This window comes from Maricaulis sp. (assembly GCF_030149515.1).
Classification (GTDB): Bacteria; Pseudomonadota; Alphaproteobacteria; order Caulobacterales; family Maricaulaceae; genus Maricaulis.
In genome coordinates this window covers 199,092-225,269 of the sequence record NZ_JASBRI010000022.1, presented here as the reverse complement: position 1 = coordinate 225,269, position 26,178 = coordinate 199,092, and the positions used below count along the sequence as shown (strand labels likewise).

Sequence of the window (26,178 nt, the reverse complement as noted above, 5' to 3'; positions counted from 1 at the left end):
CCGGCCGGGCCGGTCATATGACCGGCCCGGTTCCGGCTGCCGGCAATTCTCCCCTTTTCTCCTGCGCGGCAAGCGTTTAACCGGTATCGGATGACCGATATCAAGTTCTGCGGATTGAAGACCGGACGCGATGTGGCAGCGGCCGAACGGGCCCGGGCGCGCTGGACGGGCTATGTCATTTTTGAAAAGAGTCCGCGCGGCGTTTCGCCGTCGCTTGCCGGAGAACTGGCCCATCTGGCCAGTTCGAGCGAGACCGTGGCGGTGACCGTCAATCCCGATGACGATCTCCTGGCGCGCATCCGTGACGCCATGCACCCAGACTGGATCCAGCTGCACGGAAGCGAGACGCCACAGCGCGTCGTGCAGGCGCGAGCCTATGCCAAGCGCGGTGTCATCAAGGCCTTGCCTGTGGCTACGGCTGCGGATCTGGAGGCCGCAAAGACCTTCGACCGGGTCGCGGACATGCTGCTTTTCGATGCCAAGCCGCCCAAAGGCGCCGACCGGCCCGGCGGGCACGGCATGGGCTATGATTATGCGCTGCTGAAACCGCTGCAGATTTCCGTGCCCTGGCTCTTGTCCGGGGGGCTCGATGCAACCAATGTCGCTGCCGCCGTCGAGGCGTCGGGTGCCGCAGCGGTCGATGTCTCGTCGGGCATCGAGACCGGGCCCGGCATCAAGGATGCCGGAAAAATGCTGGATTTCGCCGCCGCGCTGGCGGGCGAGACGGCCTAGAGCGAAGGAGAGTGCCATGAGCGAGACCGTGTCGGCCAATACCCGTCCCAATGCGCTCTCTGCCTGGCCCGACATGCGCGGACGTTTCGGCGAGTATGGCGGCCGTTTCGTCGCCGAAACCCTGATGCCGCTGATCCTGGAGCTGGAAGACGCTTACAAGGCCGCCAGGTCGGATCCGGCCTTCAAGGCCGAAATGGACCTGTTCCTGAAGGATTATGTCGGCAAGCCGAGCCCCGTCTATTTCGCCGAACGCCTGACCGAGGAATTCGGCGGCGCCCAGGTCTGGCTAAAGCGCGACGAGCTCAACCACACCGGCTCCCACAAGATCAATAACTGCCTGGGCCAGGTGCTGCTGGCCCGCCGCATGGGCAAGACACGTATTATCGCGGAAACCGGCGCTGGGCAGCACGGCGTCGCAACCGCCACGGTGGCAGCCCGGTTCGGGATTCCCTGCACAGTGTTCATGGGTGCGACCGACGTGGAGCGCCAGGCCCCCAATGTCTTCCGTATGAAGCTTCTGGGTGCGCAGGTCGTGCCGGTGACCTCGGGAACGGGCACACTCAAGGACGCCATGAACGAGGCGCTGCGCGACTGGGTGACGAATGTGAAGGATACATTCTATGTCATCGGCACCGTCGCCGGGCCGCATCCCTATCCGGCCATGGTGCGCGACTTCCAGTCCATTATCGGCCGCGAGGCCCGCGCCCAGATGACGGAACGTCTCGGCCGCCTGCCGGACGCCTGCGTCGCCTGTATCGGCGGCGGATCGAACGCGATGGGGCTTTTCCATCCCTTCATCGAGGACGAGGATGTACGCCTGATCGGCGTCGAGGCCGCGGGCCTGGGTGTGGAGACCGGCAAGCACGCGGCCTCGCTCAAGGGCGGCAAGCCCGGCATCCTACACGGAAACCGGACCTATCTGCTGCAGGACGATGACGGCCAGATCATCGACGCACACTCCATTTCCGCCGGCCTGGACTATCCCGGTATCGGCCCGGAACACGCCTTCCTGCACGATATGAAGCGTGCTGAATATGTCTCCGCCACCGATGACGAGGCACTGGAAATGTTCCAGTTGTGCACCCGGCTGGAGGGCATCATCCCGGCGCTGGAGCCCGCTCATGCCCTGGCGCGCGTGCGTGACCTGGCGAAGGAGCTGGGGTCGGACGGGATCATCCTGATGAATATGTGCGGCCGTGGGGACAAGGACGTGCCGCAGGTCGCGGCGAAACTGGGGGTGGAGTTGTAGAATGACCAACCGCCTCACTACCCGTTTTGCCGAACTCTCTGCCTATGACCGTGCCGGCTTCGTTGCCTACATGATGGCGGGCGATGGCGACAGCCAGGCCTTGCTCGATGCCCTGCCGGGCGCCGGGGCCGATGTGATCGAGCTGGGCATGCCCTTCACCGATCCCATGGCCGACGGTCCCGCGATCCAGGCTTCGGCGCTGCGCGCACTTGAGGCCGGCATGACCCTCCGGGGCACGCTGGCCCAGGCCGCCCAGTTCCGCAAGCGCGACAAAGAAACACCCATCGTGCTTATGGGGTATGCCAATCCGATCCATCACATGGGCTGGGAGAAGTTCGCCAAGGCGGCCGGCAAGGCCGGCGTGGACGGGCTGATCTGTGTCGATATTCCCCCGGAAGAGGATGATGAGCTTCGCGCGGCGCTGGGCAGGCAAGGCATAGCGCTGATCCGCCTGGCCACGCCGACGACGGATGACAGGCGGCTGGCCACGGTAGTCGCCAATACGTCGGGCTTCGTTTATTACGTTTCCACGACAGGGGTTACCGGCGCCGGCAGCGGCGCGGTGACTGAAGTCGGCGAGGCGGTGGATCGCGTCAAACGGGCCTCAGGCCTCCCGGTGGCTGTCGGGTTCGGCGTCAAAGAGCCGGACCAGGCTGCGGCCATTGCCCGGTGCGCCGATGCCGTCGTTGTGGGTTCGGCTATCGTCGACGCCATGCATTCAGGTGGTGTTGCCGGGGCCGCAGAGTTGGTAAAGCGCCTGTCGTCCGCTGTGCATGCCGCACGCCGCTGAGGATTGAAAGAGCGTCATGAATGAACGGGATACGGGCATGAATTGGCTGTCCAAAATCACCCCGCCGGGGATGTCCAAAATCTTTTCCAAGCGGGATACGCCCGACAATCTCTGGGTCAAATGTCCGACCTCCGGCGAGATGGTCTTCCACAAGGACCTGGAAGCCGGTCTCTTCGTAACGCCCGCCGGACATCACATGCGTATCGGGCCGGCCTGGCGTTTCCAGTTCACCTTCGATGGCGACTATACCGAGCTCGACACGCCGGACGTACCCAAGGATCCGCTCAAATTCCGCGACGACAAACCTTATAGCTCGCGCATTGCCGCGGCGCGCAAGAAGACCGGCCGCAATGATGCGATGGCCATCGCCGTAGGCCAGATCGGCGGCGTCGACAGTGTCGTTCTGGTGCAGAATTTTGCCTTCATGGGCGGCTCTTTGGGAATGGCCGCGGGCGAGAGCTTCATCAAGGCCGCCGAAGAGGCCGTCTCGCGTAGGGCCCCGCTGATCGTCTTCACGGCTGCCGGCGGGGCGCGCATGCAGGAGGGCTGTTTGTCGCTGATGCAGATGCCGCGCACCACGATCGCTGTCGACATGCTGCGCGATGCACGTCTGCCCTACATTGTGGTGCTGACCGATCCGACGACGGGCGGTGTGACCGCCTCCTATGCCATGCTGGGCGATGTGCACATTGCCGAGCCCGGTGCGCTGATCGGCTTTGCCGGACCGCGCGTGATCGAACAGACCATTCGCGAAAAACTGCCCGAAGGCTTCCAGCGCGCGGAATATCTGCTGGAAAAGGGCATGGTCGACAAAGTCGTGCATCGCCGCAACATTCCGGCTACACTGGCGCGTATGCTGAGGGTCATGATGAAACGGCCAGGCACATCCGTTCCCGCCGCATATTCGCCGCCGCCGCCGGATCATGTCGTGCCGGACGGGGGTAGCCATTAGCACGCGCCGACAGGCCCTTGACGACGCGCTGGAGCGCCTTGCGCGGCTGCACCCGCAGAAGATTGATTTGTCGCTGGGCCGTCTCCAGCGACTGCTGACATCGCTCGGCAACCCCCAGGAGCATTTGCCACCGACCATCCATGTCGCCGGCACCAACGGCAAGGGTTCGACCTGCGCGTATCTGGCCGAGATGGCGCGAAGCAAGGGCGAGAGCGTCCATATCTACACCTCGCCCCATCTGGTAAATTTCAACGAGCGCATCCTGCTCAATTCCGTGCCGGTGGACGACAAGACTCTGATCGAGGCCTTCGCCCGATGTGAGGCGGCGAATTTCGGCGAGCCGATCACCTTTTTCGAAATCACGACTGCTGCGGCCATGCTGCTGTTTTCCGAGCATCCGGCCGACAGGCTCATCATGGAGGTCGGGCTTGGGGGCCGGTTCGACGCCACCAATGTCGTGACCAAGCCGGCGCTCAGTGTGATAACGCAGGTCAGTCTCGACCATCAGGAATTCCTTGGCACCGAGCTTGACCAAATCGCGCGCGAAAAGGCCGGCATCTGCAAGTTCGGCGTTCCTGTCGTGATCGGTCATCAGGATGACGCGGCCGAGGCGGCAATCCTGGATGAGGCCCGCAAGGTCGGAGCTCCGGCCTTCCTGTGGGGGCGGGACTACAACGCCTACATGCAGCATGGCCGGCTGGTCTATGAGGACGAGAGCCGCGTCTGGGACCTGCCGCAGCCGGCGCTTCTCGGTCCCCACCAGATCCTCAATGCCGGCGCTGCTGCGGCCTGCGCTGCCGTGCTGCAATGGCCGGAAAGCGCGGCGGCGGGCGGTATCGCGAATGCGACTTGGCCGGCCCGGTTGCAGAATATCACGCGCGGGCCTCTCGGCGAGATTGCCCGCAAGGCGGGAGCAGAGCTCTGGCTCGATGGCGGTCACAACGAGGCGGCCGCCAAGGCGCTCTCTCATGCCCTTGCAGATATGGACGAGCGGGACGAGCGCCCGCTGGTCATCATTGCCGGCTTCTCGCCCAACAAGGATGTGAAGGCCTGGTGCAGCCAGTTTTCGGGCCTGGCCCGACGATTGATCGCGGTAGAGTTCAAATCCGGCCGCGGCGGTTCCTTGCCGGCCAAGGAGGTCGCCGCGCTGGCCAGGGCAGCCGGCGTGATGGCCGACACGGCCAGCGGCCTGATCCCCGCCATGAAGAACGCTGCCAAGGAACATCCGGCACCGCGTGTTCTCATCGGTGGTTCGCTCTATCTCGCCGGCGAGGCCCTGGCGCTGGGAGATGCGCCCCCGCACAAGACACCGGGATAGAAAAACGGGCGCCCTGCAAGGACGCCCGTTATGCATTCTGCAGTAGTGAATACCCTTACAGGCTTTCCTTCACCCATTCCGCGATCTTGCCCTTGGCCATGGCGCCGATCTTGGTGGAGACGACCTGACCGTCCTTGAAGATCATCATGGTCGGGATGCCGCGCACGCCATACTTGCCTGGCGTCATCGGATGATCGTCGATATTCACCTTGGCCACCGTCAGCTCGCCAGCCATCTCGTCCGAGATTTCTTCGAGCGCCGGGGCGATCTGCTTGCAGGGCCCGCACCATTCGGCCCAGAAGTCCACCAGGACCGGACCGTTGGCATTGATCACGTCGCTTTCGAAGGATTCATCGCTGACCGCTTTGGTCGCCATGGGACACTCCTCTTTGTTCGGGCCTTTTCCGGCATGTCCGGCACGCCGGACAGCATTGATGGCGCGTGAGGTAAGGAGAGCCGCCCGCTCCGTCAAGCCGTTGCGCCCTGCAGCACGGCGTCCAGCACTTCGTCTGCTACTTCCATGAGCCTCGCTGCATCGGTCCAGAGCAGGGCGCAACGTACCGTTTTTCCGGGATGAACCGCTCTCAGAAGCGCGCGATAGGTGGCCAGCTGCCCGAGATAGACTTTCGCCACCGCAGCAACATCCTCCGGCGGTGGCCGATTGGTCTTGTAGTCAACGATCAGGACTTCCTTGTCCGTCACGACCAGCCTGTCGACCTGGCCACGCACAATAACGTTGCCGGGAAGATCCGGCGCGCGGCCGACCAGGGAAACCTCGGCCCGGCTGCCCGGCCCGAAGAGGGGCGCGAAATCGGGATGATCGAGAATTCCCAGTGTCTCCTCGACGATCACCTCCCGGGCCTCGGCGTCAAAATCAGGCCGTGCGGCCACGAAGCGCGCGGCGGCCTCCCGGCGGCGTTCGCGGGGCAGGTCGGGCAAGGTCTGCAGGAGTTTGTGGATGACATCCCCGCGGCGGAAACGGTGGGCCCCCGGATCGGACAGCGGTGACAGCACCGCCGGCTCGAAATGCGTGCCGTCATCGATAAAGCTCGACGGCGCCACGCCGCGCACGCCGGCCTGTTCGGCCGGCGCAGGGCGAAGTGCCCAGTCCGGAATCGCCATATGCTCGGTCGCGCCGCGATCCGTACTGCCCAGCTGTTCGGGCGGCGGCCCGAAGCGCAGACCGGATTCGATACCGTCGATGCGGGGGCCGAGCGGTGTTTCGATATCCGCCCAATCCTCGCCGGACCAGGCTGTCGCCAGGCGCGCATACCAGCTGTCGTCGGCAATCTGTCCGGTCGCGCCCTGACCTTGTTTCCAGCCGCACACGACCAGCCGGTCGCGGGCGCGGGTAAGGGCGACATAGAGAAGGCGGCCATGCTCGGCCTTGATCTTGTCGGAGGCGGCCTCGCGAAGCGCTGACACGGCCGGTGGATCCACCGTTTTGCGCGGCGACCAGATCAGCCCGGCCTCATCGTGCGGCAGTACCGGATCGCCCCGGCCGGACAGGGGCGAGCGCGTCGTGTCCGGCAGGAAGATCACGGGCCATTCCAGGCCTTTGGAGGCATGCACTGTCATCACCTGGACTTCGTCGCGGTCCTGGCTCATCTCGCGCTTGAGCTGGGTGTCCTCGGTCTCGACAGCGGCCAGAAAACTTGCCAGGGCGCCGCCGCCCTCGCGCTCGTGGTCGAGGGCCCGGGCCAGGAATTCCTCCAGCGGATCGCGCGCCTCCTCGCCCAGGCGGGCATAGATCCGTGCCCAGCGCGTCTCGCCGGTCGGCGTGCGTGTATTCAGGAAGCCGGCGAAGAGGTCGTAGAGACGTTCGCTGTCCGCCTTGTCGCGAACGGTTTTCAGCGCGTCGCGAGCCTCGGAAAGTTCGGGAATCTCCGTCTTGAAAAGGGCCGCCCACAGCGTGCCGCGGCGCTGCGATTTGCGCTCGCGTGCAAGTGCCATCAGGACATCGTCGTTGATCTTCGGCGGCCGGCCGTCCGCCGGGTCGAAAAAGGGCGATTTGAGTACTTCGGCGAGAGCAAGGTCGTCACCGGGCGTGACGGCGAAACGGGCCAGCGCCAGCATGTCCTTCACGGCGGTCTGATCCTTCAGCACCATGCGGTCGGCGCCGGCCACGGGCACGCCCTTGAGCTTCAATTGCCGGATGACTTCCTCGAAGAAGCCACCGGTCCGGCGCCAGACCAGGATGGCGACGTCGCCGGGCCGGACCGGCCGCCGTGCGAATGCGCCGGCCTTTTCCTCCCATACCGCATCGCCACGATCGAGCATGGCGCGGATCTCGGCAGCGACGGTTTTGGCGAGCAGGTCACGGGCCGATCCCCGGGCGCGTTGGTCGACCGGATCGAATATCGATGTTTCCTCGACGGTTTCCGGTTTGGGTACGGCGGGCCAGAGTTCGACACAGCCCGGCGTGCCGTGCCGGGCGGCGCGATGGCGTTGGTAGCGGGCGAAGGGACGTGCGCCACGCCCGGCCTGGAATTTCACTTCCGGTGCTCCCGCATCGGCGGCGAAGGCGCGATCGACGGCAGCGAGAATTTCCGGCGCGGACCGGAAAGACACGTCGAGGCCCGGGCGCTCAAATCCCAGACCCGCAGCCGGCGCCATGGCAGCCAAACGATCGCCCTCCTCCATGAACCGGGCCGGTTCGGCGCCCTGGAAAGAATAGATGGACTGTTTTTCATCGCCGACGATGAACAATGTCCGGTCTTGATCCCGTGCGCCCTCGCCGGCGAAGAATTCCGCCGTCAGGCCCCGGATCATGTCCCACTGCCGCGGCGCGGTATCCTGGGCTTCGTCGATCAGGGCATGGGCCAGCATGCCGTCGAGCTTGTAACCCACCCAACCGGAAAACGTGTTCTCCGGTTTCAGAAGGTCCCCGGCCAGACGTACGAGATCGTCGAAATCGAGTGCCCGGTACCGGGTCAACTCGGCCTCATAGGCTTCCACGAACAGTGCAGCGAGCCGGATCGCCATACTGCTTGCTTCGGCCACGGCAGCGGCACGAATGTGCTCGCGGGCGTGTTCGAGACGTTCGGCCTCGGCTTCCAGCATGGGTTTGAGTGAGGGCGCTGCCTTGTCACAGGTCGCCGTGATCAGCGATTTGGCCTGTGGACCGTTGCCGCCGGCCGTGAAGAAGACCTGCAGATAGGTGTCGAAGGCCTGCCCCGGATCGGTGGCCTGCAGCGCCCGCTCGATGGCATCCGCCCGCTTCTTGTCGGTGGCCGTGCCGTGATGGCGTTTGGCATGGATCGCCTCTTCCAGGTGCGTGCGAGGCGCTTTGGCCCAGGCCCCGGTCTTGAGCGCGCTGGAACTGGTGCCGGGCTTGAGATTGAAGACGCCATAGAGCGTGCGAATGAGGGCGTCCACACCACCGGCCCGTCCCAGCGCGTCACGGAAGTCGTGCCGGTGACTGCGCGCCCACATCATGATATTGCCGAAAGCGTCCGGCCCGCCGGTTTCCAGAATCAGATCCGCGTCTTCCGGCGCCAGCGCCCGGAGAGCCCGCCGCCGCGCCGCCTCGATACACCGGGCCGCCTGGCTGTCGTCAAGTGTGCGGAAACCCGGCGGGGCGCCGGCCTCCAGCGGGAAACGGCGCAGTAGGTTTTCGCAGAAGGCGTGGATGGTCTGGATCTTCAGCCCGCCGGGCGTTTCCAGCGCTTTCGCGAAGAGGCGGCGTGCCTCGCCAAGCGCGTCGGGCGACAAAGCCCGCCCTGTAAGGGCGTTCAGGTCGTGCTCCAGCGCCCGCTTTTCCGCTACGGCCCAGCTGCCCAGCCGGGTGAAGAGCCGGTCCTTCATTTCTGCGGCAGCGGCCTTGGTGTAGGTGACGCACAGGATTTCTTCCGGTTTCACGCCCTTGAGCAGGAGATTGACCACACGGTCGACCAGGACGCGGGTCTTGCCCGAGCCGGCATTGGCTTCCACGAAGACGCTGACGGACGGATCGGCCGCGAGCTTCTGGGCCCGCGATGCCGAATCCAGGATTGCCGTATCGAAACCGGGCGCGGTCATGTCTGGCCCTCGTCCCCGCCGGGCGCCGCGCCCCACTCGCCGCGCCGGGCAAGGTGGTCGTAGTCGCCATAGTCATTGATATATTTGGCGCGTGTCTGGCTTTCATACGGCATCGTTTCGTCATCGAAACGGGCAATCCAGTTGCCCAGATCTTCCAGAGCCCTGGCTGCCATATCGGCGGCTTCGGGGTGGCGCCCGCCATCGATCCGCCGCTCTTCTCCGCCCCGGGCATTGCCCGGCAGCGAGAGATAGTAGAGCCCCGCCGGTGGCGCAGCCGCCAGCTCGGCAAAGACGCCCTCGGTCATCGCCATTGCGGCAGTCAGCGGCAATTGCGGATCGAAGCCTGCGGCGACCTCCTTGGGCGAGGCGCTGGTGCCTGTCTTGTAGTCGATGACATCGATTCGCCCGTCCCGGTGCCTGTCGAACCGGTCGGCCCGTCCGGTCAGGACGAAGGGCCCGCCAGGTCCGGGAACCTCGATGCGTCCCTTGATCTCAACCCGGTCGACCACGATACCCTGGTCGCGCCGCCGATGCTCCCACTCGACCAGCCAGCGGGCAGCCCTGCGGAAGCGCGCGAACTCCACCACCATCTCCTCCGGGCCGAACCCCATGCTTTCCAGTGGTTTGCGCGCCGCCGCGACGAGGTCGTCCACCGCCGTTTCCGGGATGCCCGCCCGCCAGTCCGGAACCACCGCCTGCAGCGCCGCATGCAGGGCGGTGCCGCGTTCGCGCGCGCCGGGCGGCATGTCGGCCGGATCTAGGCGTCTCAGGCCCAGAACATGGCGCGCATAGATGGAATAGGGATCGCGCACCCAGGTGCGGATTTCGGTAATGGAAAGGGCGCGTGGGCGTTCGGCCACGGGCGGACGCGGTGCGGGCTTGGGCGCGGGCGCCGGGTTGACCCCCGTATCGTCCAGTGCGCGGGCAAGGGCGAGGTAGTCGGTTGTCGGAGACAGGGCCTGTTTCGCCGCGTCTGCGCCCAGCGCGCCCCGGGCCAGCGTCTTCAGCCGCCAGATCCAGCGCGACGCGACGGTTGGCGATCCGTCGGCCTTGGCGGCGCGGGTGAGAAAGACTTCCGGAGCCCCCGCCAGCTGAGCGAAATCATGGGCTGCAAGCCCATAGCGCCGCTCGGGTGCGCCCAGTTTGGCGGCGATGCGCATACCGCGCGACAGCCACGGATCGGCTCCCAGCCCGGCTGGCCAGACACCTTCGTTCAGTCCGGCCAGAACCACCCGGTCGGCAGAAATCAGGCGCGCCTCCAGCGGACCCAGAACCTGCAGGCGCGGATGGACGCCCAGCCGGGGCGGCACACGCCTGGCGCCGACCAGTTCGCGCAACGCAGCGGCGTAGTCGGCCAGCGTCATGTCCGGCAGGCTGTCGCTCTCCTCCAGCAGCGCCCTGATCAGGCTGGCCGCTGCCTCGCCGCCTTCTCCGCCCCACAGGCCCGGTTCGGTGCCCGCCGACAGGGCTTCCGCGATCTGTGCATGGGCTCGCGCCCAATCTGCGGCGCTGCGTACGCCTCCTTCCAGCAGTGGAGCGAAGGCGCCTGTCATCGTGTTCAGAAGGTCGGCGAGGAAGGTCTTGTCGCGCTCTAACAGGTCGACATATTTCCCGTCGAGCCGGGCTCGTACCGCTGTAAAATCACGCCCCGGCCGTGCCCCGCGCAGGGCTTCGGCCTCGAACTTGGCGAGCACGGTGTGTACGGCGCCGCGCTTCCGACCGGCCGTAAAGAGCGGCGACCCCCACAGGGCGGACAGGGCCACGACGCTGCCGGGATCCTCGGCCACGGCCAGCAAGCGCACCAGAAAGGCCCCGGCCGGCGTTTCCGCCAGCGAGGCACCGCCACTATCGTCCAGTCTCACGCCAAACCGGGTCATCTCCGCGGAGACACGCCGGGCCAGCGAACGGTCCGGGGTGACCAGGATTGCGGTCTTGCCGGGCGTCTCGAGGGTTTCGCGCAGCAGCAGGGCACATGTGCGGGCCTCGGAGATCGGGTCCGGCGCCTCGATCAACGACAGACCCTCAATACTCTGGCGGAAAAAGTCCGGCCCCAGGCGTTCGCGCAGCTGATCCAGACGGGACATCCATTCGTCCGTCGTGCCGGCCGGCCGCAGGGCTTCGGCAATCACCCGGCGGCGCATTTCCGCCTGCGGCCGCTCCGATGCGCCCGGCCAGGCCTTGACTTCGCGCCGGCCGACACCCAGCCGGGCGACAAAATCCTTCATTGCCCATTGCGGATGGGCGTCGTCGATCCCTTCCCAGGCATTGTCGTCCGCATCCCAGTCGAAACCGGGCAACACGACCGCCCCCTTGGGAAGGCCGGCGACGATCTGCATGAGATCGCGGGCGGCGGGGATGGAGCCAGTGGATCCGACGGCAAAAACGGGATGGTCCGGCGGGGATGCGGTCCAGCGTTCGATCAGCTTGCGCAGAACCAGGGAACGCCGCGCGGCGGTGTCGGTCAGGCCCAGTTCGCGAAGACGTTCCGGCCAGATGCGCTGAACGATGTCGAGAAACTCGATCGCCTCGCGCCGGTCGGCGGGCAGGTGTTCGCGCAAGGCACCGTCGATGGCCGAAAGGTCAGACACTTCCTCGGTCGCCAGATCGTCCAACAGCGCCGCAAGGGGATCGGCCAGGGCCAGTGCACCGCCGATCCCGATCGGCCGGCCCAGAGCCTCTTCCTTGGCCAGGATCAGCCGCGCCAGTTCGAAACGCCGCCGCGCCGGGGAGACCGGTGGCGGGGCGATCCCGGCCAGTTCGCCGGGTTCGAAAGGCGGATCGTCGACATCGACATCGCCGATCGGACGGATCAGCGGCAGCAGTGCCACTCCGCTTCCGGCCTCCTCCGCGAAAATGTCGCCCAGCGCCTTGGCGGCACGGCGCGTCGGCGTGAGGATCAGAACGTCGGTAAGGGCGTCTGGGTCGCGAACTGCGTTGAATTCCTCGCGCAGTGTGCGGGCAATGGTGCGCAGGAAATCGTCCTGCGGCGGCAGGGTGAAGAGGCGCGGGGCCGGCGTATCGAAAATCCGTGCGCTCACGCTTTCAGCCGGGCTTCCGCCTCCGCCAGGGCAGCCGGATCGCCGACATGCATCCAGAAGCTCTGCATCACCATGCCGTGGATGCGCTTTCTGGTGACGAGTTCGCGCCAGACCTCCGTCATGGAAAAGCGTACTGCCTGCCTGCCGGCCAGAATCGCAGGATTGAGGATCTGCACACCCGCATAGGCATAGGGCGCGGCGGCGGCCTCTCCCCGGAATCGCAGGGCGCCGTCCGGATCCAGAAAGGCATCGCCCGGCCCGTCAAAGCCCAGTGTCCGGTCCATCGGCGCGAGCAGCAGGAGGGCATCCATGCGCCGGGGGTCCCAGGCTGCGCGCAAGCGGTCGAGTTCGCGCTCGTCCCGGTCGACCCAGACGGCATCGATATTGGAGACAAAGAACGGATCGGAGCCCAGCTGGGGCAGGGCCTTCACCACGCCCCCGCCGGTTTCCAGCACCTCTCCGCGCTCGTCCGACACTGTCAGTGCGGGCGGTCCCGGCCGGGCGTTCAGATGCGCTTCCATCAGATCGGCGAAATGGTGAATATTGACCACACTACGCTCGACCCCGGCCGCGGCGAACCGGTCGAGCGCCCAATCGACCAGAGCCTTGCCGCCGACCTCAACCAGCGCCTTTGGCTTGTCATCCGTGATCGGGCGCATGCGCGTACCCAGACCCGCCGCCAGGGCCATGCCGGTGATGATCGCGGTCATTTGTGGGCATCCAGGAAGACCCGCTGCGCATGGGTCTTGGCCCACATGTTCAGCGGCATCAGGGCAGGATGCTGCAAATCGGCGACAAAATGCCGGGCCACGCGCGGCAGCATGTCGAGATAGCGCTGCTTGCCGTCGCGCACGGCCAGGCGCACGAAAATGCCCAGGATCTTGGCATTGCGCTGGGCCCCCAGAACGGCATAGGCGGCGTCGAATCCGGCCGGGTCCTGGATGCCGGCCTGCTCCACGAAGCGCGCCTTGAGTGGGATGGCCAGCTTGCGGTCGACATTGCGGCGGGCGTCTTCCAGCAGCGACACGAGATCATAGGCAGGATGACCGATCAGCGCGTCCTGGAAGTCCAGGAGGCCGATCGCCGCCTCGCCTTCGCGGTCGGGCAGGTAGACGAGGTTTTCGGCATGATAGTCCCGCAGCACGAGGCCGGACGGGCAGGCGTCGAGACGCTGGAAGGCATGGGTCCACAGTTCGGACCATTCCGCCTGCGCCGCGCCGCTGAGCTCGATTCCCGCATGACGCTCGAGATACCATTCGACAAACAGGTTGGCCTCGGCCATCAGCGCGGTCGCGTCATAGGCCTGCAGCGGCCACTCATGTCCGTCGGCCTCCAGGACGGCGGGGAAGGAGCAGCGATGGATCGCTGCCAGCGTATCGACCGCCCGGGCGTAGACCGTGCCTTCGTGCAGCTTTCCCGGAAGCAGGCGCGCCAGGAGCTCGTCGCCGAGATCCTCCAGAAGCAGGTAGCCGTGCTCGAAATCGCTGGCGAGTATGCGCGGCGCCGAGAAACCCCGCTCGTTCAGCACGTTGGCAAGGCCCGTAAAGGCGGCCAGATTCGGCCCGGCCAACCGGGCGGCCGCATTGTAACCGAGCTCCAGCCGCTCTTTCGGTGTCGCCCCGGGCGGACAGGCCGGGGCCTCCGCTGCGCCGGGGGCATCCATCAGCATGGCACTGTGTTCGCCGTCCCTGAGCCGTACATAGCGGCGGGTTGACGCGTCGCCCGCCAGCGGATGGTGTTCGGCGCCGCCCCAGCCGGCGCTGTCGAGAAAGGCATCGAGCGCCGTATCGCGATCAGATCTGCTCAACTTTGTCCTCCCACCGGCCATAGCCCGTTATCCGTGCTTCGCGGCCGCTCTCCAAGCCCCCGCTTGCGGCGGCCAGTTCTATCTCGATCCGGTCGGGGGGCAGGTTCGATCCCAGCCGGTCGGGCCATTCGATCAGGCAGATCGCCGTGTCGAACGCCTCGTCCAGGCCAAGCTCGTCCAATTCGGACGGCTCCTCGATACGGTAGAGATCGGCATGCCAGAGCTCGCCGCCGGCAAGGCAGTCATAAGTCTGGATCAGCGTGTAGGTCGGGCTGGGTGCGTCCTCGACGCCGCAAAGTTTGGCGATGATGGCTCTTGCCAGGGTTGTCTTGCCCATGCCCAGATCGCCTGACAACAGGATCACATCCCTGGCATCCAGCGTTTGCGCCAGACGTGCGCCGAAGCGGCGTGTCGCGTCGAGATCGTCCAGCCTTGCTGTGCGCGTGGTCCCCATGCGATGCGCTTAGCGAAGGCCGCGGTCGGCGGCAAGCGGTGAGGCTGAATCTTGACTCCGGCGTGAACGCTGTTCATGTCCGGAACCGTCCACGGAGTTACGCATGCCGAAGATTACCTATATCGAGCACAATGGTACCGCGCACGAGATCGACGTGCCCAAGGGGCTGTCTGTCATGGAAGGCGCTGTGCGCAATCTTGTCCCCGGTATCGATGCAGACTGCGGCGGAGCCTGTGCCTGCGCGACCTGCCATGTCTATGTCGACCCGGCCTGGGCCGACAAGACCGGTACGCGCGAGCCGATGGAGGAATCCATGCTCGACTTCGCCGACGACGTGCAGGACACCTCGCGCCTGTCCTGCCAGATCACGGTGACCGAAGAGCTCGATGGACTGGTCGTCCGCATGCCGGAACACCAGGGCTAGACTGGCTAGGCCCGCCCCGCCGCCGGCCGCTTGGCGAGATCAAGCTCTGGCGGGACGGCCGCACCATGGGGCTCGCAGGGCAGGTGGCAGGAGACGGTCGTGCCCTTTTCGGGCTCGGATTGCAGCTCCACCCAGCCGCCGTGCAATTGCGCGATTTCCTTGACCAGGGCGAGGCCGAGCCCCGCACCGCCGCGTTCGCCGCGGGCGAAACGGTCGAACACCGTGGCCTGTTTCTCCGGGGCAATACCTTCGCCGTCATCGGCGACCCAGAGCGTCAGCTCGTCATCGGCCCGCCGGGCACCGATGGTGACGTGACCGCCGGTCTGGACATGGCGGATGGCATTGGACAACAGATTCATCGAGACCTGTTTCAGCCGGTTCCGGTCGGCCCGGAGAAGGCCGATATCGCCGGTCACCTCGACCTCGAGCCTGATCTGATGATGTTCGGCCCGGGCCGACACAAGATCCGCCGCCTCGCGCGCCACGTCGCCCAGGTCCACATCGCCCAGTTCCAGCTCCAGCTGGCCGGCATCGATCGCGGCGACGTCCAGTATATCGTCGATCAGCTTGGCCAGGTGCGCGGCCGCGGACTGGATCGCCGACATCGGCTCTTTCTGACGGTCGGACAATTCGCCGGCGAACCCCTGGGCCAGCATGTCGGCATAGCCGCCGATCGTGGTCAGGGGCGTGCGCAGCTGGTAGCTCACATGTTCGACGAATTCGGTCTTGATCCGCTCGGAGGTCTCCAGCGCCTCGGCCCGTTCGCGCAGAGCTTCCTCGATGCGACGGCTGTCTGTGACATCGTCCCAGCAGATCAGTGTTGCACCGTCCGGCAGCGGGCGGGTGAGATAGGTCAGGACACGGCCGTCCGAACGCCGCATCTCGCCGGTCACCTGCTTGCGCGCCTGCGGGCTGGGATCGGTGACCCGCCCCTTGATGTCGGTCCAGACCCGGTCGTCGGCGAACAGCACCGCACAGGTCTCGGCGACGCTGTCGAATTCCGGCTGACCTTCCAGCTCCTCGGCCTCGAATCCCCAGATATCCTCGAAGGCGTTGTTGTGCAGCTGAAGGCGGCCATTGGCCCCGAACACGGCGACGGCCTCATGCAGCTTGTCCAGGGTCGCACGCTGGACATTGATCAGCGTGTTGTAGCGTGCCCGTAGTGCCAGTTCGTCGGTCTTGTCCTCGAAGATCAGCATCAGGCCGCCCAGCGGGTGGCGCTGGCGGGCGACGCGCAGCGTGCGGCCATCGGGCAGGGGCCAGAGTTCGTCGGGCGTTTCCTCGGTCGACGGTTGGTCGTAGCGGGCCAGTTCGTCGCCTTTCCATCCGGCAAAGTCGGCCTGTTCCGGCAGCAGGCGCTTCTCGCGCATGCGGTCGAGGAACTGGCCGTGACCCGGACGTTCGTTGAGCCAGGCATCATCCAGCTTGAACAAGCGTGAAAACGCCGTGTTGTAGAAACTCAATCGCTTGGACCGGTCGAACACGACGACAGCTTCGGCCATATGGTTGAGGGTTTCGTCATGGGCGCGGCGGAAGCGTTTGAGCGCGGCCTTGGCTTCCTCGCCTTCGGTTGTGTCGATGGCGAAACCGGCGGCTCCGCCGGAGACCGGGAAGACCACAAAGCGCATGGCCCGGCGGCGGCCTTCGACGACGACGACGCGGGTTTCGGCCACCGGTTCGCCCTCGGCGGTCGCCCGGCTGGCCTGCTCGGCCATGCCGCTGTCCAGCGCGGTCTGGTTTTGCAGGACCAGGTCCAGCGCCGGGGACTCGACAGCGCCGATATAGGACTGGTTCACCCACTCGATCCGGCCCGATGCGTTCATCCGCCAGGCCGGGAACGGGGCGCGGCCCAGCATGTCGAGGAACGCCATCGGGTCCTTGGAGACCAGGCGGCGGGCCTCCTCGATACGCCCGCGGGCACCGGACTCCTCGAGACCGCGAATGGTCGAGTCCGACAGCCAGACCACGAGCTGCGTGCCGGCAGCGCGCCCGTCGACTTCCAGGAACCGGCCCGAGGGGCCGAGAATGGTCACGGAGAAAGGCTGGCCCTTCTGGCTCAGTTCGGCAAAGCGCCGCCGCAAGGTGGTTTCCTCGCCGCCGGCCGAGCGGGCCTCGTAGTCGGCGAGGCCCTCCATCAGTATGCCCGCGGGATTGGGGCCGTCGCTGGCTTCGGCAAAGCGGAGCAATGATGCGAGTGCCACCGACGATCCGAAGATCCGCGGTTCTCCCCAGCCCGTGTCGTTCTCGTCGAACGGAGCCTGGTCCCAGACAAGAACCAGGCCCGGATGTGCGCCGAATACGCTGTCGGATCGGGACAGCCGGTCTTCCAGGTCAGCCAGCTTGCGGCGCCAGACGACCTGAGCCGCTCGCGCGCCGGCCGTCAGCCGGTAGGCCCACAGCCCTACGGCGACAGCAAAGGCCATCGCGCCGACGGTGACAATGAGCGTTACGATCTGAAATGTCTGTCCCGTCATTCCTGCCGTCCTGGGTGCGGACCCGCCCCACCTGCAAAAAGGTCCTCACGAATCACCATGATACCGGTCCGGGGACTCGCGGGCGATGCCTGCACCCTGCGAATTCCTTAATAAGTTATAGTGCTGCGTTCCGCGCCCCCGTCAAAATCTGTGGAAATCACCGGGTCAAGCAACGGGGATTGCGCATGATTCCGGCATGGAGCGCGCGCGGGCAAGATCTGTGTCCGGACGAAACAGAGTTGTGGAAACCCGGCCCGTCTGCCGCCGGCTCACCGCAGATTGACTTCGCCGGCCCGGAATTCGAACAGGACGACGCAGTTGTGTAGCCCCTGCCCGGTCTCCAGGGGCCGGAAACGCCAGCCCGCAACCGCGCGCCGGCTTGCCCGGTTGAAAGGCCCGTCGGGAACGGCGTGCGCGAGGCGGACATTGTCCACCTCCCCTCCGGGCCGTACGTCGAAACGCACCACGACCCAGCCCTGGCGTCCGCGCGACCAGGCGCGGGCCGGATAGTCCGGCAATTCCGCCGAGACCGCCGCGAGCGTGGAGCCGCGGCAATCCTCCGGCCCGATCAGCCGCGCGACATTGGGCGGCACCGGCAATTCGTCCCGTGGTATGAAAGGACCACGCTCCCGTTCCAGAATGGGCGGGGTCAAGGCGCCGGGGACTGCCGAACACGCAGCCAGGCAGCACAGCGGGACAAGCCAGGACAATCGCATGACGGGGACGCTACCGGTTCGAAAGGCGCATGCAAGCCGCATCCTCACCGCTTGGCCGCGGAGCGCAAGTTGAACATTTTTTAAAGAAAGGATTAAGGCGTTCAATTTCCGGCCCCGAACTTGTAGGGTTCGCCACATTGAGGGTGAGGGACGGGTCGTTTTGGGACAAGCGGCCCCTGTACTGTTGTAAGAGGTGCGTTGCTACATGTCTTTGTTACCAACCGCGCATGCCGGGCAAGCCTTTGGAGCCCGCCGGATCGATTTTTACACGGTGTCGGGGGAGGTCATCGCATCGGACGCCACGACCGGCCGGGTCCGCGACGATGACGGAATGGAACACGATGTCCGGCTGCTCGAGCAAACGAGTGCGCTCGCGCCGGGCGACAATGCAACCGTGCTGCGCGTGCAGGCAGGCCCGAACCGCCGTTCCCGCCCTGTGGCGATCGTCAATCATTCCCGCGAGACCTGGATGCGGGCGGCGCCGGATGCCACTGCGCTTCTGGCACGCAATGGCGTGACCCGGGCTTTGAACTGGTGGCTGTCTGCCTTGCTTCTCGCTCTTACGGCACTGGCCTCGGTCTGGCCGTTGCTGCACGCCTTTTTTGCAGAGATGAACGCGTCCCTGATGGCGGATGTTCCGGCATTCAATGTGTTTGCCGAGATCAACATGATCATGCCCTCGCTGGCCGGATGGCGCCTCGAGGCAGCCCTGCCGACCGGTCTCCAAGACGCCGTGGCGGGTCTTGGCCTGGTGAATATGGATCAATTGACCGAATGGGGGATGACGGCGGGTGCCGTCCTTCTGTCTCTCACAGCCTTCTCGGCCCGGTCCTGGCGATTGATCTATGTGCCGCTGCTGGCTGTGTACACGCTGGTCGCCGGAGCCATCCTGGGCGGCGCGGAGGCGACGCTTCTGATAACCGGCGGGGCCATCGCCCTGTTCATGCTGGGCGGCTTGATCAATCGCGTGCGCGATGCCGGACGGTTCAACGCCCGCGTGGAACGTCTCGCTGAGCATGTCTTGCGCAATCCGCCGCAAGAGGGCATCCGGACCGCCGATATCGCGGCACGCAAGGACCCGGGCGATCTCTTGCCCGCGGCTGCCGCAGCCACCGCGATTGCTTCAGCCGCGGCCGTTGCCGAAGGTGACGAACGCGAGGCGCAACCGGAAGCCGGAGCCGAGGATGTTGCGGACGATTCCGATGCCGAAGCCGCCGAGCCCGGTGAAGATGCAACCAATGGCGAGGCCGAAGGCGGGGCCGAGCCGGATCTTCCTCCCGCTGTTGACGATGCGGACGAGGCTCCTGCCGATACCGAAGCCGCCGTGCCGGATCATGCCGGCGATGCGGAGGCGGGGGGCGAAGCCGGGGTAACGGATTCCGGAGACGTCCCGGAAGCGCTCTCGCAGGATGAAGCGCCGGAAGCTGCGGCGGATGTGGACACTGACCAACAAGCCGGCGGCGAACCAGCCGCCGAAGCCAGTGACGACGACGATCTGCCCAGCCTGGATGCAGTCGCCGCGGCGGCTGCCCTGAGCGCTGCCGAACAGGGGGGCGATGACATGCCGGCGGATGACGGCGAAGCCGCTCGCGAAAACGTGGCCCTTGACGACGAGCGCACCATGCCGCTCGCGTCTCCGCCGCCCATGCCTGCTGCCGACGAGCCGGCGGTTTCGGACGAGCCGGCGGTTTCGGACGAGGCGGAGACGGCGGACAAAACCCCAGAACCGCAAGCAAGTGCCGAAACGGCCGCGAGCGAATCCGGTACGGCTGACGCGGAAGATGAACCGGAACCGCAAATGCAGGCCACGGCCCTTGCCGACGTGGAAAGCCGTGTCGAGGACGCGGTCAATTCAGCAGGCGGCGAGGCACCGCAGGCCGGGTCGATCGTCGACGATCCCATGATGGAGGACGGGCCGGACCCGATGCTGCCCGAGACCCAGGCGGGCGATCTTGCGCCCGGGGCTCCGGATGTGGATGTAGAGCCGGACACTGTCGACTAGCGCGGCCCGGCCGGTTTCAACGCAAAGGCCCGCACCGGGTGCGGGCCTTTTTCATGCTGGCACGTCAAGGCGGTCAGTCGTCTTCGTGAAAGCCCGCTTCAACCAGGCCGGCCAGCGAATCCGCAGCACGTTCGGCATCGGGGCCTCTCGTTTCGATGCCGATCTCCGACCCCTTGCCGGCCGCCAGCATCAAGAGCTCCATGATGGAGTCCGCATTCACTGTCTCGCCGTCGCGGGAGACATGAATTTCGGCATCGAAACCCTGCGCCATTTCGACGAACTTCGCCGCGGCACGCGCATGCAGGCCGCGCGCATTGCAGATCGTCACCCGGCGGGCGACCGAATTCATTTGCCCGCCCCTTCAAGCACATTGGAAGCAATCGCGATGTAGCGCTTGCCCGCGTCCTCGCCCATGCGCGCCAGCGTATCCAGATCGGCGCGCGAGCGGGCCTCGGCCAGCTTGATCAGCATCGGCAGGTTGACGCCCGCGATGACCTCGACCTTGCCCGGCTCCAGCAGGGAGATGGCGAGGTTGGACGGGGTTCCGCCAAACATGTCGGTCAGCACCAGCACGCCCTCGCCGCGATCGGAGTCCATGATCGCCTGCTTGATCTCCGCACGCCGCTTTTCCATGTCGTCGTCAGGACCGATACAGACTGCAAGAAATGCATCCATGGGACCGACCACGTGTTCCGTGGCGGCCACGAATTCATCGGCCAGGCGGCCGTGAGAGACAATGACAACACCGATCATGACGGATATCTAAACGCGCCTTCACCTGGCGGGAAAGCGTCTTTTTGCAACGATGGGCTCAATTTGTCAGTCCGTTGTCGCCGCCGGGAGTTCCACCGTGAACCGGGCGCCGGCGGTCCTGCCATCAGGATGGCGGCGGTTCGAGGCGAGAATCCGGCCGCCATGCGCCTCGACGATCTGCCGCGAAATTGCCAGGCCCAGGCCGGAATGCGTCCCGAAGGCCGTGCCTTTCGGCCGCTCGGTATAGAAGCGGTCGAAGACGGTTTCCAGATTGTCTTCGGGAATGCCCGGACCGTCATCTTCGACCTGGATGCAAAGGCTGGGCTGCCCGTGGCGATGACCGCGCACCAGGCGGATGCGGATCGTGCCGCCGTCGGGGGAAAATGTGATCGCGTTGTCGATCAGATTGCGGAACACCTGTCCCAACGGCCCGTCCCGTCCCAGAACGAAACCGTTGCGGACCGTCTTTTCCACCTCGATGCGGACATCGCGCGGAGCCGCTTCATTGTAGGTTTCGGCAAGCTCGGCGAGCAGGCCGGACAGGTCGAAGCGTTCGACATCCTCGCGGGCCAGTTCCGCATCGACCCGCGAGGCCCGGGAGATGTCGGTGATCAGCCGGTCGAGACGTTTCACGTCGGCCATGATCACGGCGAGAAGGCGGTCCCGGCGTTCCTCGTCCCTGGCCATCGGCAGGACCTCGACGGCAGAGCGGATCGAGGTCAGCGGATTTTTGAGTTCGTGCGCCACGTCCGCCGCGAAGCTCTCGATCGCATCGAGCCTGTCGTAGAGGGCCTCCGTCATGTCGGACAGGGCCACGCCGAGTTCCCCGATTTCGTCGTTGCGGGACCTCAGATCGGGCATTTTCACCCGCCGTCCGCCGGCCCGGCGTGCCTCGCGTGCCGCGCGCGCCAGACGCCGGATCGGCCGTGCGATGAAGACGGTCAGCGCCAGCGAGGACATTACCGTGACCAGGGCGGCGATCAGCATGAAGGGCAGGAGCGCACGCCGTTCCGCCTCGATCAGCCGGTCGAGATCGTAGGATTCGATGGTCACCACGCCGACGACGGCTCGCACGGGCTGGATCGGAATCGAGACCGAGACGACACGGCGTCCGTCAGCCTCGCGCCGCACACCGGCGACGGTTTCGCCCTCGATCACTTCGCGGACTTCATCGCCCAGGTCGCGGTCCAGGGCCGCCCGCTCTTCCGACGAACGCAGCGCATTGGACAGGGTGTCCAGGACTTGTGTGGGCAAGCTGCGCGCGGTTCCCGCGATGTCCGGCCGGGCCTGCCCGGGCGGCGGCAGGGTGGTGGTCTCGAACACATCGGCCAGGAGATGGCTGTCGGCCACGATGGTGCCACCCTTGTCGAACACCATGACCCGGGATTCCTCGGGCACATAGAGCTGGCGCAGGATGGCGCGGGCATCGTCATTGCGCAGCCGCGGCGAGGGCGCTCCATCCGAGGCGCCCTCGGCCAGCACATTGGCGATCAGCTCGCCTTGTGCACGCAGCGAATCGAGCTTGGCATTGACCAGGCCGCGCCGGGTTTCCGTCAGTGCCAGCATGCCCACGACAAGCACGCCCAGGGCGACGAAATTGGCCACCAGGATGAGCTGTGCCAGGCGCGAGGACGGGCGCGGCGTCAGGCTCCGCAGGACGGTGCCTGCCCGGTCAAGACCGGATCGCCAGGATTGCGCGTCAATCTTCCTTATAGCGGTAACCCACCCCGTAAAGGGTCTCGATCGCATCGAAGCTCTTGTCCACTTCACGGAATTTCTTGCGGATACGCTTGATATGGCTGTCGATGGTGCGGTCGTCGACATAGACCTGATCGTCATAGGCCGCGTCCATCAGATTGTCGCGGCTCTTCACATAGCCCGGGCGTGTCGCCAGGGCTTGCAGGATCAGGAATTCGGTGACGGTCAGGCGCACCGGTTCGCCTTTCCAGGAACAGGCATGCCGGTTGGGATCCAGAAGCAGGCTGCCGCGTTCCAGGGGTTTGCTGTCGCCAGGCTCCAGCCCTGCCGATGGCGAGGGATCGGAGCTTGCTCCCGCCCGGCGCAGAACAGCCTTCACCCGTTCGCCCAGAAGGCGCTGGGAGAAAGGTTTGGAAATATAGTCGTCCGCTCCGAGATTGAGACCCAGCGCCTCGTCGAACTCGTCGTCCTTGGAGGTCAGGAAAATAACCGGCAGGTTCGATGACTGGCGCAGGCGACGCAGCAGTTCCAGCCCGTCCATCCGTGGCATCTTGATGTCGAAAATGCCCAGGTCCGGCGGGTCCTCGGCCAGTGCGGTCAGCGCCGAGGCGCCATCATTATAGGTTCGGACATGGTATCCCTCGCCTTCGAGGAAGATGGATACCGACGTGATGATGTTCTCGTCGTCGTCGACCAGTGCGATTGTAGCCATGCTGTCTCCGGACATTGCCAGTCCCTCTCCGGAAGGCAATCCAAACTCCAATTGTGGCGACAATAGACACGGCAACTGCGTTGCGCCAAGCGCCCAGCCTCATTTCGACCCATGGTTCACGCGGTCTTAAGCCTCTGCGTGCAATTGTCGCGCATTCCTTGGGGAGTTGTTGGATGTCCGGCAATATTCACTACGAAGTCTTCTTCAAGAAGAACCGGAAGTCCGGCTGGGCCCTTTACGAAGCCCGCGACGATCGCGATTCGGCGATCAAGCTTGCCCACGACTTGTTGGCAAAAAACAAGGATGGGTCCGCCCGCGTTACCAAGGAAATCTTCGATGACGGCGAGCGCAAGTTCCGTTCGGTTCCCGTGCTGGAAGCCGGCGCGGAAGCCTTCGGCACAGTCAAGGAGAAGACCGGCGAGGCGCGTCTGCCCTGTCTGACGCCCGATGACCTGTCCAAGCCGCATGCCCGCGATACGATCCGGCGTGTCCTTTCGGGCTGGCTGGAGCGGGTTCAGGCCATACCGATGGAATTGCTGCACCGGGTCGACCTTGTGGAAGACCTGGAAGCCTCCGATACCGAGCTTCAGCATGCCGTGCAGAAGGTGGCGGTGGCCAGCGCGCGCGAGAACGACGCCAACGTCCAGGGTTTCGTCAAACAGCTTAACGAACTTGTCCAGAAGGCACTGGGCCGCATCTACAAGGACGCCCGCGACGACCGCCTGCCCAGTTTTCCCAAGAAGGCCAGTTTCAAGGATGTGGCCGGCGAGATATTCGCCCGCGACCGGCGCGCCTATTCGCTTCGCGCCGCCATGGCCGACAGGCTGAAATCCGAACGCAAGTATGCCGATAAGCTGGAAGCCCTGCTGGAAATGTCGGAATCCCTGCCCGAAGCCGAGGATGCGCGAGCCTTCGCCTTGGCCGAAGTGGACAGCTATATCGCCGAGGTCATCAGTTTCGATGCCGGGCGGGAAGCCCTCCTGGGGACATGCAAGGACCTCGGGGAAACGCTGGAGCGTCTGGCCTGCCTGTTCGACGGCGATCATTCCGCCGGCGCACTGAGCCTGGCCCCGCGCGCCTCCAAGCGTCTGGCCAAGAAGATCGGCACGCGAGAATTCGAAGCCTGCCGCACCGAGGTGGCCCACGCCCTGCTCCGGGAGCTGGAGCGCCCCGGCCGCCTGCGTCCGACCAGTGTGCGCGAGGAGGTCCGTCTGGCCCGGGACCTGGCCAGCCGCCTTGTTATCGCGGCTGACAGTCTTCTGCCTGCAGATGCCCTTATCAAGGCGTTCTCGGCCCGCTCGGCGCGGCTGCTGCAGCCGGAAACAATAGACGAATTGTTACGCCACGCCCGCGATCCGGGCGAGGAAGTGGACCGCCTCCTGTCGCTGGAGGAAAATCTCGTCGGCGAAACCAACAAGTCCAAGCTGGCAGGCTATGTCCGTTCCATCATGGGCAATGCGCGGGCCGACAGTCATTTCGTCCGGGGCGAGGGCAAGCCCCTGGAGCGGCTGGCCGCCCTGACCGCACTTCAGACGCGTGTCCTGCGCGGCTCTTACCCCAAGGCCGACAAGCTGGAACTGGCCGCCAGTTTCGACACGCTGGGCATGAAGGTGGTCGATGACAGCAAGATTCTCAACATGGTCGAGGCCGGAGACCGTCCTGCGCTCGACAAGGCCACGGCCCTGCTGCGGCTGGCAACCGGGGGTGCGCTGCCACTGGGGCGTTGCACCCAGGATGCACAGGCCAGAGCCGTGCGCCATCTCAAGGCGGCCGTCCAAAACGACGAAACGATCTGCGAGGAGGGCCGGGCCAAGCTGAAGGGCATTCAGGCCCTGATGAAGCAACTCGAAGCGTCGCAGGCCGAGGCGGCCTAGTTTTCTCTTCCAGCACCGGGTATGCCCCGCTAGTCTTCCGGACATGGTGGTTCGGTCCCTGATCGCAGCGGTTGCCGGTGTTTTTGCCGGAGCGGCCTGTTCGATTTTCCTTGTCTTCGGTCCGCTGGAGCTGGGCGGGATCAGCAACGGGCCGTGGCGCTCGAACGCTCATATCGGGGCGTCCGACGCGGGGCCGGTGGTGCGTGCCATCGTGGCCCGGCGCGGGCTTCTGGCGCTCAATCGGTCGGAAACGGTCTATTTCATCGCCTGGACGGACGATACCGGCCGCCGCCTGCGCGAACACTGCAGCTACGAGATATCCGGCGGGGACATGCCGGCACGCTGGTGGAGCCTGACCCTGTATGCCGAAGACGATTTCCTGGCGGTCAATGGCGACGAGGCACACGCGTTGAGCCGGACCGATCTTGGCGCAGACGGCTGGTCTCTGATTGCGGGGCCGGCGCGCAGCGACGATGAGGCCTGGCTGAGTACGCGCAATAGCGGTGCCTTCTCCGTCACGCTGCGGCTCTATCATCCCGATGCCCGTGTCCCGGACGCGCCCGAGACGCTCGCCCTGCCCTCAGTGCGGCGGCTGGGTTGCGGAGGAGGGGACTGATGCGCTGGCTTCTGCCTCTCTCGGTTTTCCTGGCTGCCTTTGCGGCTTCCGGCTGGGTCACACTAAATGCCATTCCGGGTGTCATCATGGCCAGGGCCATGGATCGTATCGCCGGCCTGGGAGAGGGAACGGGCGACGTGCGGCACGCGCCCCGCTTGAGGGAAGACAATCAGACCATCGTGCGCGCCAGTCCGGATATTCTCTATTCGGTCTGTATCTATGATCTTGCCGACGGGCCGCGCCGCGTGACGGCGCCCTGGCCGGCCGACGGCAGCTATGCCTCGGTCAGTTTCTACGATGCCAGTACCAACAATTTCGCCGTGACCAGCGATCGCGACTGGGGCGTGTCCTCTGTGACAATCGATCTCGTGGCTGCCGACGAAGGGGGAGCGGGCGGTGCCGATCTCACGATCGCCTCCCCCACCGCCCGCGGCTTGATCCTCTATCGGCGTGTGATCGATTCGGGGACTGATCTAGATGCCGCCGACGCGGAGCGGCGGGATTTCACCTGTGCGCGCCGGTCTGCGAGGTAACTTGCGTTCCGCCAGC

22 protein-coding genes are annotated in these 26,178 nt (G+C 65.6%); 10 read left to right on the top strand and 12 right to left on the bottom strand.

The window, feature by feature from the left end; all coding sequences use genetic code 11:
* Positions 1–90 precede the first annotated feature (90 nt).
* The 5 genes from Q1U94_RS09945 to Q1U94_RS09925 all read left to right on the top strand — a co-directional run bounded on the left by Q1U94_RS09945 (position 91) and on the right by Q1U94_RS09925 (position 5,041).
* Complete coding sequence (locus tag Q1U94_RS09945; protein ID WP_300543991.1) at positions 91–732, top strand: phosphoribosylanthranilate isomerase; 642 nt, start codon at positions 91–93, stop codon at positions 730–732.
* A 16-nt stretch (positions 733–748) separates the two neighbouring features.
* Positions 749–1,981, top strand: a complete 1,233-nt coding sequence (gene trpB / locus Q1U94_RS09940) for a tryptophan synthase subunit beta (protein ID WP_300543989.1) — start codon at positions 749–751, stop codon at positions 1,979–1,981.
* A 1-nt stretch (position 1,982) separates the two neighbouring features.
* On the top strand, positions 1,983–2,771 hold the full coding sequence (gene trpA, locus Q1U94_RS09935; protein WP_300543987.1) for a tryptophan synthase subunit alpha: 789 nt from the start codon (positions 1,983–1,985) through the stop codon (positions 2,769–2,771).
* Positions 2,772–2,808: 37 nt separating this feature from the next.
* Positions 2,809–3,723, top strand: coding sequence for an acetyl-CoA carboxylase, carboxyltransferase subunit beta (gene accD, locus Q1U94_RS09930; protein WP_300543985.1), 915 nt, complete (start codon positions 2,809–2,811; stop codon positions 3,721–3,723).
* A 67-nt stretch (positions 3,724–3,790) separates the two neighbouring features.
* Positions 3,791–5,041 carry a folylpolyglutamate synthase/dihydrofolate synthase family protein gene (locus Q1U94_RS09925; protein ID WP_300543983.1) on the top strand — a complete coding sequence of 417 codons (1,251 nt, stop codon included), beginning with the start codon at positions 3,791–3,793 and terminating at the stop codon, positions 5,039–5,041.
* A 55-nt stretch (positions 5,042–5,096) separates the two neighbouring features.
* On the opposite strand, the gene trxA is transcribed toward Q1U94_RS09925, so the two are convergent.
* The 6 genes from trxA to tsaE form a co-directional block, all read right to left on the bottom strand.
* The gene (trxA, locus tag Q1U94_RS09920) at positions 5,097–5,417 is read right to left on the bottom strand and encodes a thioredoxin TrxA (RefSeq protein WP_300543980.1); all 321 of its coding nucleotides are present in this window, start codon (positions 5,415–5,417) and stop codon (positions 5,097–5,099) included.
* A gap of 92 nt (positions 5,418–5,509) precedes the next feature.
* Positions 5,510–9,061 (bottom strand): double-strand break repair helicase AddA, encoded by a 3,552-nt coding sequence (gene addA, locus Q1U94_RS09915; protein WP_300543977.1) that lies wholly within the window; start codon positions 9,059–9,061, stop codon positions 5,510–5,512.
* On the bottom strand, positions 9,058–12,099 hold the full coding sequence (gene addB, locus Q1U94_RS09910; protein WP_300543975.1) for a double-strand break repair protein AddB: 3,042 nt from the start codon (positions 12,097–12,099) through the stop codon (positions 9,058–9,060). The genes addA and addB overlap by 4 nt, the downstream gene beginning before the upstream one ends.
* Complete coding sequence (locus tag Q1U94_RS09905; protein WP_300543972.1) at positions 12,096–12,809, bottom strand: nucleotidyltransferase family protein; 714 nt, start codon at positions 12,807–12,809, stop codon at positions 12,096–12,098. The genes addB and Q1U94_RS09905 overlap by 4 nt, the downstream gene beginning before the upstream one ends.
* Positions 12,806–13,906 carry a phosphotransferase gene (locus tag Q1U94_RS09900; RefSeq protein WP_300543970.1) on the bottom strand — a complete coding sequence of 367 codons (1,101 nt, stop codon included), beginning with the start codon at positions 13,904–13,906 and terminating at the stop codon, positions 12,806–12,808. Before Q1U94_RS09900 ends, Q1U94_RS09905 begins: the two co-directional genes overlap by 4 nt.
* Positions 13,893–14,360, bottom strand: coding sequence for a tRNA (adenosine(37)-N6)-threonylcarbamoyltransferase complex ATPase subunit type 1 TsaE (gene tsaE, locus Q1U94_RS09895; protein ID WP_300543967.1), 468 nt, complete (start codon positions 14,358–14,360; stop codon positions 13,893–13,895). The genes Q1U94_RS09900 and tsaE overlap by 14 nt, the downstream gene beginning before the upstream one ends.
* Positions 14,361–14,463: 103 nt before the next feature.
* Between tsaE and Q1U94_RS09890 the strand changes: the two genes are divergently transcribed.
* Positions 14,464–14,784, top strand: a complete 321-nt coding sequence (locus Q1U94_RS09890) for a 2Fe-2S iron-sulfur cluster-binding protein (RefSeq protein WP_300543965.1) — start codon at positions 14,464–14,466, stop codon at positions 14,782–14,784.
* A 5-nt stretch (positions 14,785–14,789) separates the two neighbouring features.
* Here Q1U94_RS09890 and Q1U94_RS09885 read toward each other — a convergent pair whose 3' ends face one another.
* Positions 14,790–17,258, bottom strand: coding sequence for a PAS domain-containing sensor histidine kinase (locus Q1U94_RS09885; protein WP_300543963.1), 2,469 nt, complete (start codon positions 17,256–17,258; stop codon positions 14,790–14,792).
* Between the two features lie 269 nt (positions 17,259–17,527).
* Positions 17,528–17,851 carry an energy transducer TonB gene (locus tag Q1U94_RS09880; protein WP_300543960.1) on the bottom strand — a complete coding sequence of 108 codons (324 nt, stop codon included), beginning with the start codon at positions 17,849–17,851 and terminating at the stop codon, positions 17,528–17,530.
* Positions 17,852–18,305: 454 nt separating this feature from the next.
* Between Q1U94_RS09880 and Q1U94_RS09875 the strand changes: the two genes are divergently transcribed.
* The gene (locus tag Q1U94_RS09875; RefSeq protein WP_300543958.1) at positions 18,306–19,976 is read left to right on the top strand and encodes a hypothetical protein; all 1,671 of its coding nucleotides are present in this window, start codon (positions 18,306–18,308) and stop codon (positions 19,974–19,976) included.
* A 73-nt stretch (positions 19,977–20,049) separates the two neighbouring features.
* Here the strand turns inward: Q1U94_RS09875 and Q1U94_RS09870 are convergent, their stop codons facing one another.
* The 4 genes from Q1U94_RS09870 to Q1U94_RS09855 form a co-directional block, all read right to left on the bottom strand.
* Positions 20,050–20,325 carry an HPr family phosphocarrier protein gene (locus tag Q1U94_RS09870; RefSeq protein ID WP_300543956.1) on the bottom strand — a complete coding sequence of 92 codons (276 nt, stop codon included), beginning with the start codon at positions 20,323–20,325 and terminating at the stop codon, positions 20,050–20,052.
* Positions 20,322–20,729 carry a PTS sugar transporter subunit IIA gene (locus Q1U94_RS09865; protein WP_300543953.1) on the bottom strand — a complete coding sequence of 136 codons (408 nt, stop codon included), beginning with the start codon at positions 20,727–20,729 and terminating at the stop codon, positions 20,322–20,324. Before Q1U94_RS09865 ends, Q1U94_RS09870 begins: the two co-directional genes overlap by 4 nt.
* A 66-nt stretch (positions 20,730–20,795) precedes the next feature.
* On the bottom strand, positions 20,796–22,478 hold the full coding sequence (locus Q1U94_RS09860) for a stimulus-sensing domain-containing protein (protein WP_300543951.1): 1,683 nt from the start codon (positions 22,476–22,478) through the stop codon (positions 20,796–20,798).
* Complete coding sequence (locus tag Q1U94_RS09855) at positions 22,429–23,139, bottom strand: response regulator transcription factor (protein WP_300543949.1); 711 nt, start codon at positions 23,137–23,139, stop codon at positions 22,429–22,431. The genes Q1U94_RS09860 and Q1U94_RS09855 overlap by 50 nt, the downstream gene beginning before the upstream one ends.
* A 173-nt stretch (positions 23,140–23,312) precedes the next feature.
* Between Q1U94_RS09855 and Q1U94_RS09850 the strand changes: the two genes are divergently transcribed.
* Genes Q1U94_RS09850 through Q1U94_RS09840 form a run of 3 tightly spaced genes read left to right on the top strand, consistent with a single transcriptional unit; the run spans position 23,313 to position 26,162 of the window.
* On the top strand, positions 23,313–25,013 hold the full coding sequence (locus Q1U94_RS09850) for a hypothetical protein (RefSeq protein WP_300543947.1): 1,701 nt from the start codon (positions 23,313–23,315) through the stop codon (positions 25,011–25,013).
* Positions 25,014–25,056: 43 nt separating this feature from the next.
* Positions 25,057–25,629 carry a DUF1214 domain-containing protein gene (locus Q1U94_RS09845; protein WP_300543944.1) on the top strand — a complete coding sequence of 191 codons (573 nt, stop codon included), beginning with the start codon at positions 25,057–25,059 and terminating at the stop codon, positions 25,627–25,629.
* Complete coding sequence (locus tag Q1U94_RS09840; RefSeq protein ID WP_300543942.1) at positions 25,629–26,162, top strand: DUF1254 domain-containing protein; 534 nt, start codon at positions 25,629–25,631, stop codon at positions 26,160–26,162. The genes Q1U94_RS09845 and Q1U94_RS09840 overlap by 1 nt, the downstream gene beginning before the upstream one ends.
* Positions 26,163–26,178: the final 16 nt, after the last annotated feature.

Excerpts from the sequence above, each read along its gene's own strand:
- Q1U94_RS09860 (WP_300543951.1), bottom strand. The coding sequence starts at position 22,478 with ATGCGATCGAGACCCTTTACGGGGTGGGTTACCGCTATAAGGAAGATT.
- Q1U94_RS09855 (WP_300543949.1), bottom strand. The coding sequence starts at position 23,139 with ATGGCTACAATCGCACTGGTCGACGACGACGAGAACATCATCACGTCG.
- trxA (WP_300543980.1), bottom strand. The coding sequence starts at position 5,417 with ATGGCGACCAAAGCGGTCAGCGATGAATCCTTCGAAAGCGACGTGATC.
- Q1U94_RS09865 (WP_300543953.1), bottom strand. The coding sequence starts at position 20,729 with ATGATCGGTGTTGTCATTGTCTCTCACGGCCGCCTGGCCGATGAATTC.
- Q1U94_RS09840 (WP_300543942.1), top strand. The coding sequence starts at position 25,629 with ATGCGCTGGCTTCTGCCTCTCTCGGTTTTCCTGGCTGCCTTTGCGGCT.
- trpB (WP_300543989.1), top strand. The coding sequence starts at position 749 with ATGAGCGAGACCGTGTCGGCCAATACCCGTCCCAATGCGCTCTCTGCC.
- Q1U94_RS09870 (WP_300543956.1), bottom strand. The coding sequence starts at position 20,325 with ATGAATTCGGTCGCCCGCCGGGTGACGATCTGCAATGCGCGCGGCCTG.
- Q1U94_RS09905 (WP_300543972.1), bottom strand. The coding sequence starts at position 12,809 with ATGACCGCGATCATCACCGGCATGGCCCTGGCGGCGGGTCTGGGTACG.
- trpA (WP_300543987.1), top strand. The coding sequence starts at position 1,983 with ATGACCAACCGCCTCACTACCCGTTTTGCCGAACTCTCTGCCTATGAC.
- Q1U94_RS09845 (WP_300543944.1), top strand. The coding sequence starts at position 25,057 with ATGGTGGTTCGGTCCCTGATCGCAGCGGTTGCCGGTGTTTTTGCCGGA.
- tsaE (WP_300543967.1), bottom strand. The coding sequence starts at position 14,360 with ATGGGGACCACGCGCACAGCAAGGCTGGACGATCTCGACGCGACACGC.
- Q1U94_RS09890 (WP_300543965.1), top strand. The coding sequence starts at position 14,464 with ATGCCGAAGATTACCTATATCGAGCACAATGGTACCGCGCACGAGATC.
- addA (WP_300543977.1), bottom strand. The coding sequence starts at position 9,061 with ATGACCGCGCCCGGTTTCGATACGGCAATCCTGGATTCGGCATCGCGG.
- Q1U94_RS09850 (WP_300543947.1), top strand. The coding sequence starts at position 23,313 with ATGTCCGGCAATATTCACTACGAAGTCTTCTTCAAGAAGAACCGGAAG.
- Q1U94_RS09945 (WP_300543991.1), top strand. The coding sequence starts at position 91 with ATGACCGATATCAAGTTCTGCGGATTGAAGACCGGACGCGATGTGGCA.
- Q1U94_RS09875 (WP_300543958.1), top strand. The coding sequence starts at position 18,306 with ATGGAACACGATGTCCGGCTGCTCGAGCAAACGAGTGCGCTCGCGCCG.
- Q1U94_RS09885 (WP_300543963.1), bottom strand. The coding sequence starts at position 17,258 with ATGACGGGACAGACATTTCAGATCGTAACGCTCATTGTCACCGTCGGC.
- accD (WP_300543985.1), top strand. The coding sequence starts at position 2,809 with ATGAATTGGCTGTCCAAAATCACCCCGCCGGGGATGTCCAAAATCTTT.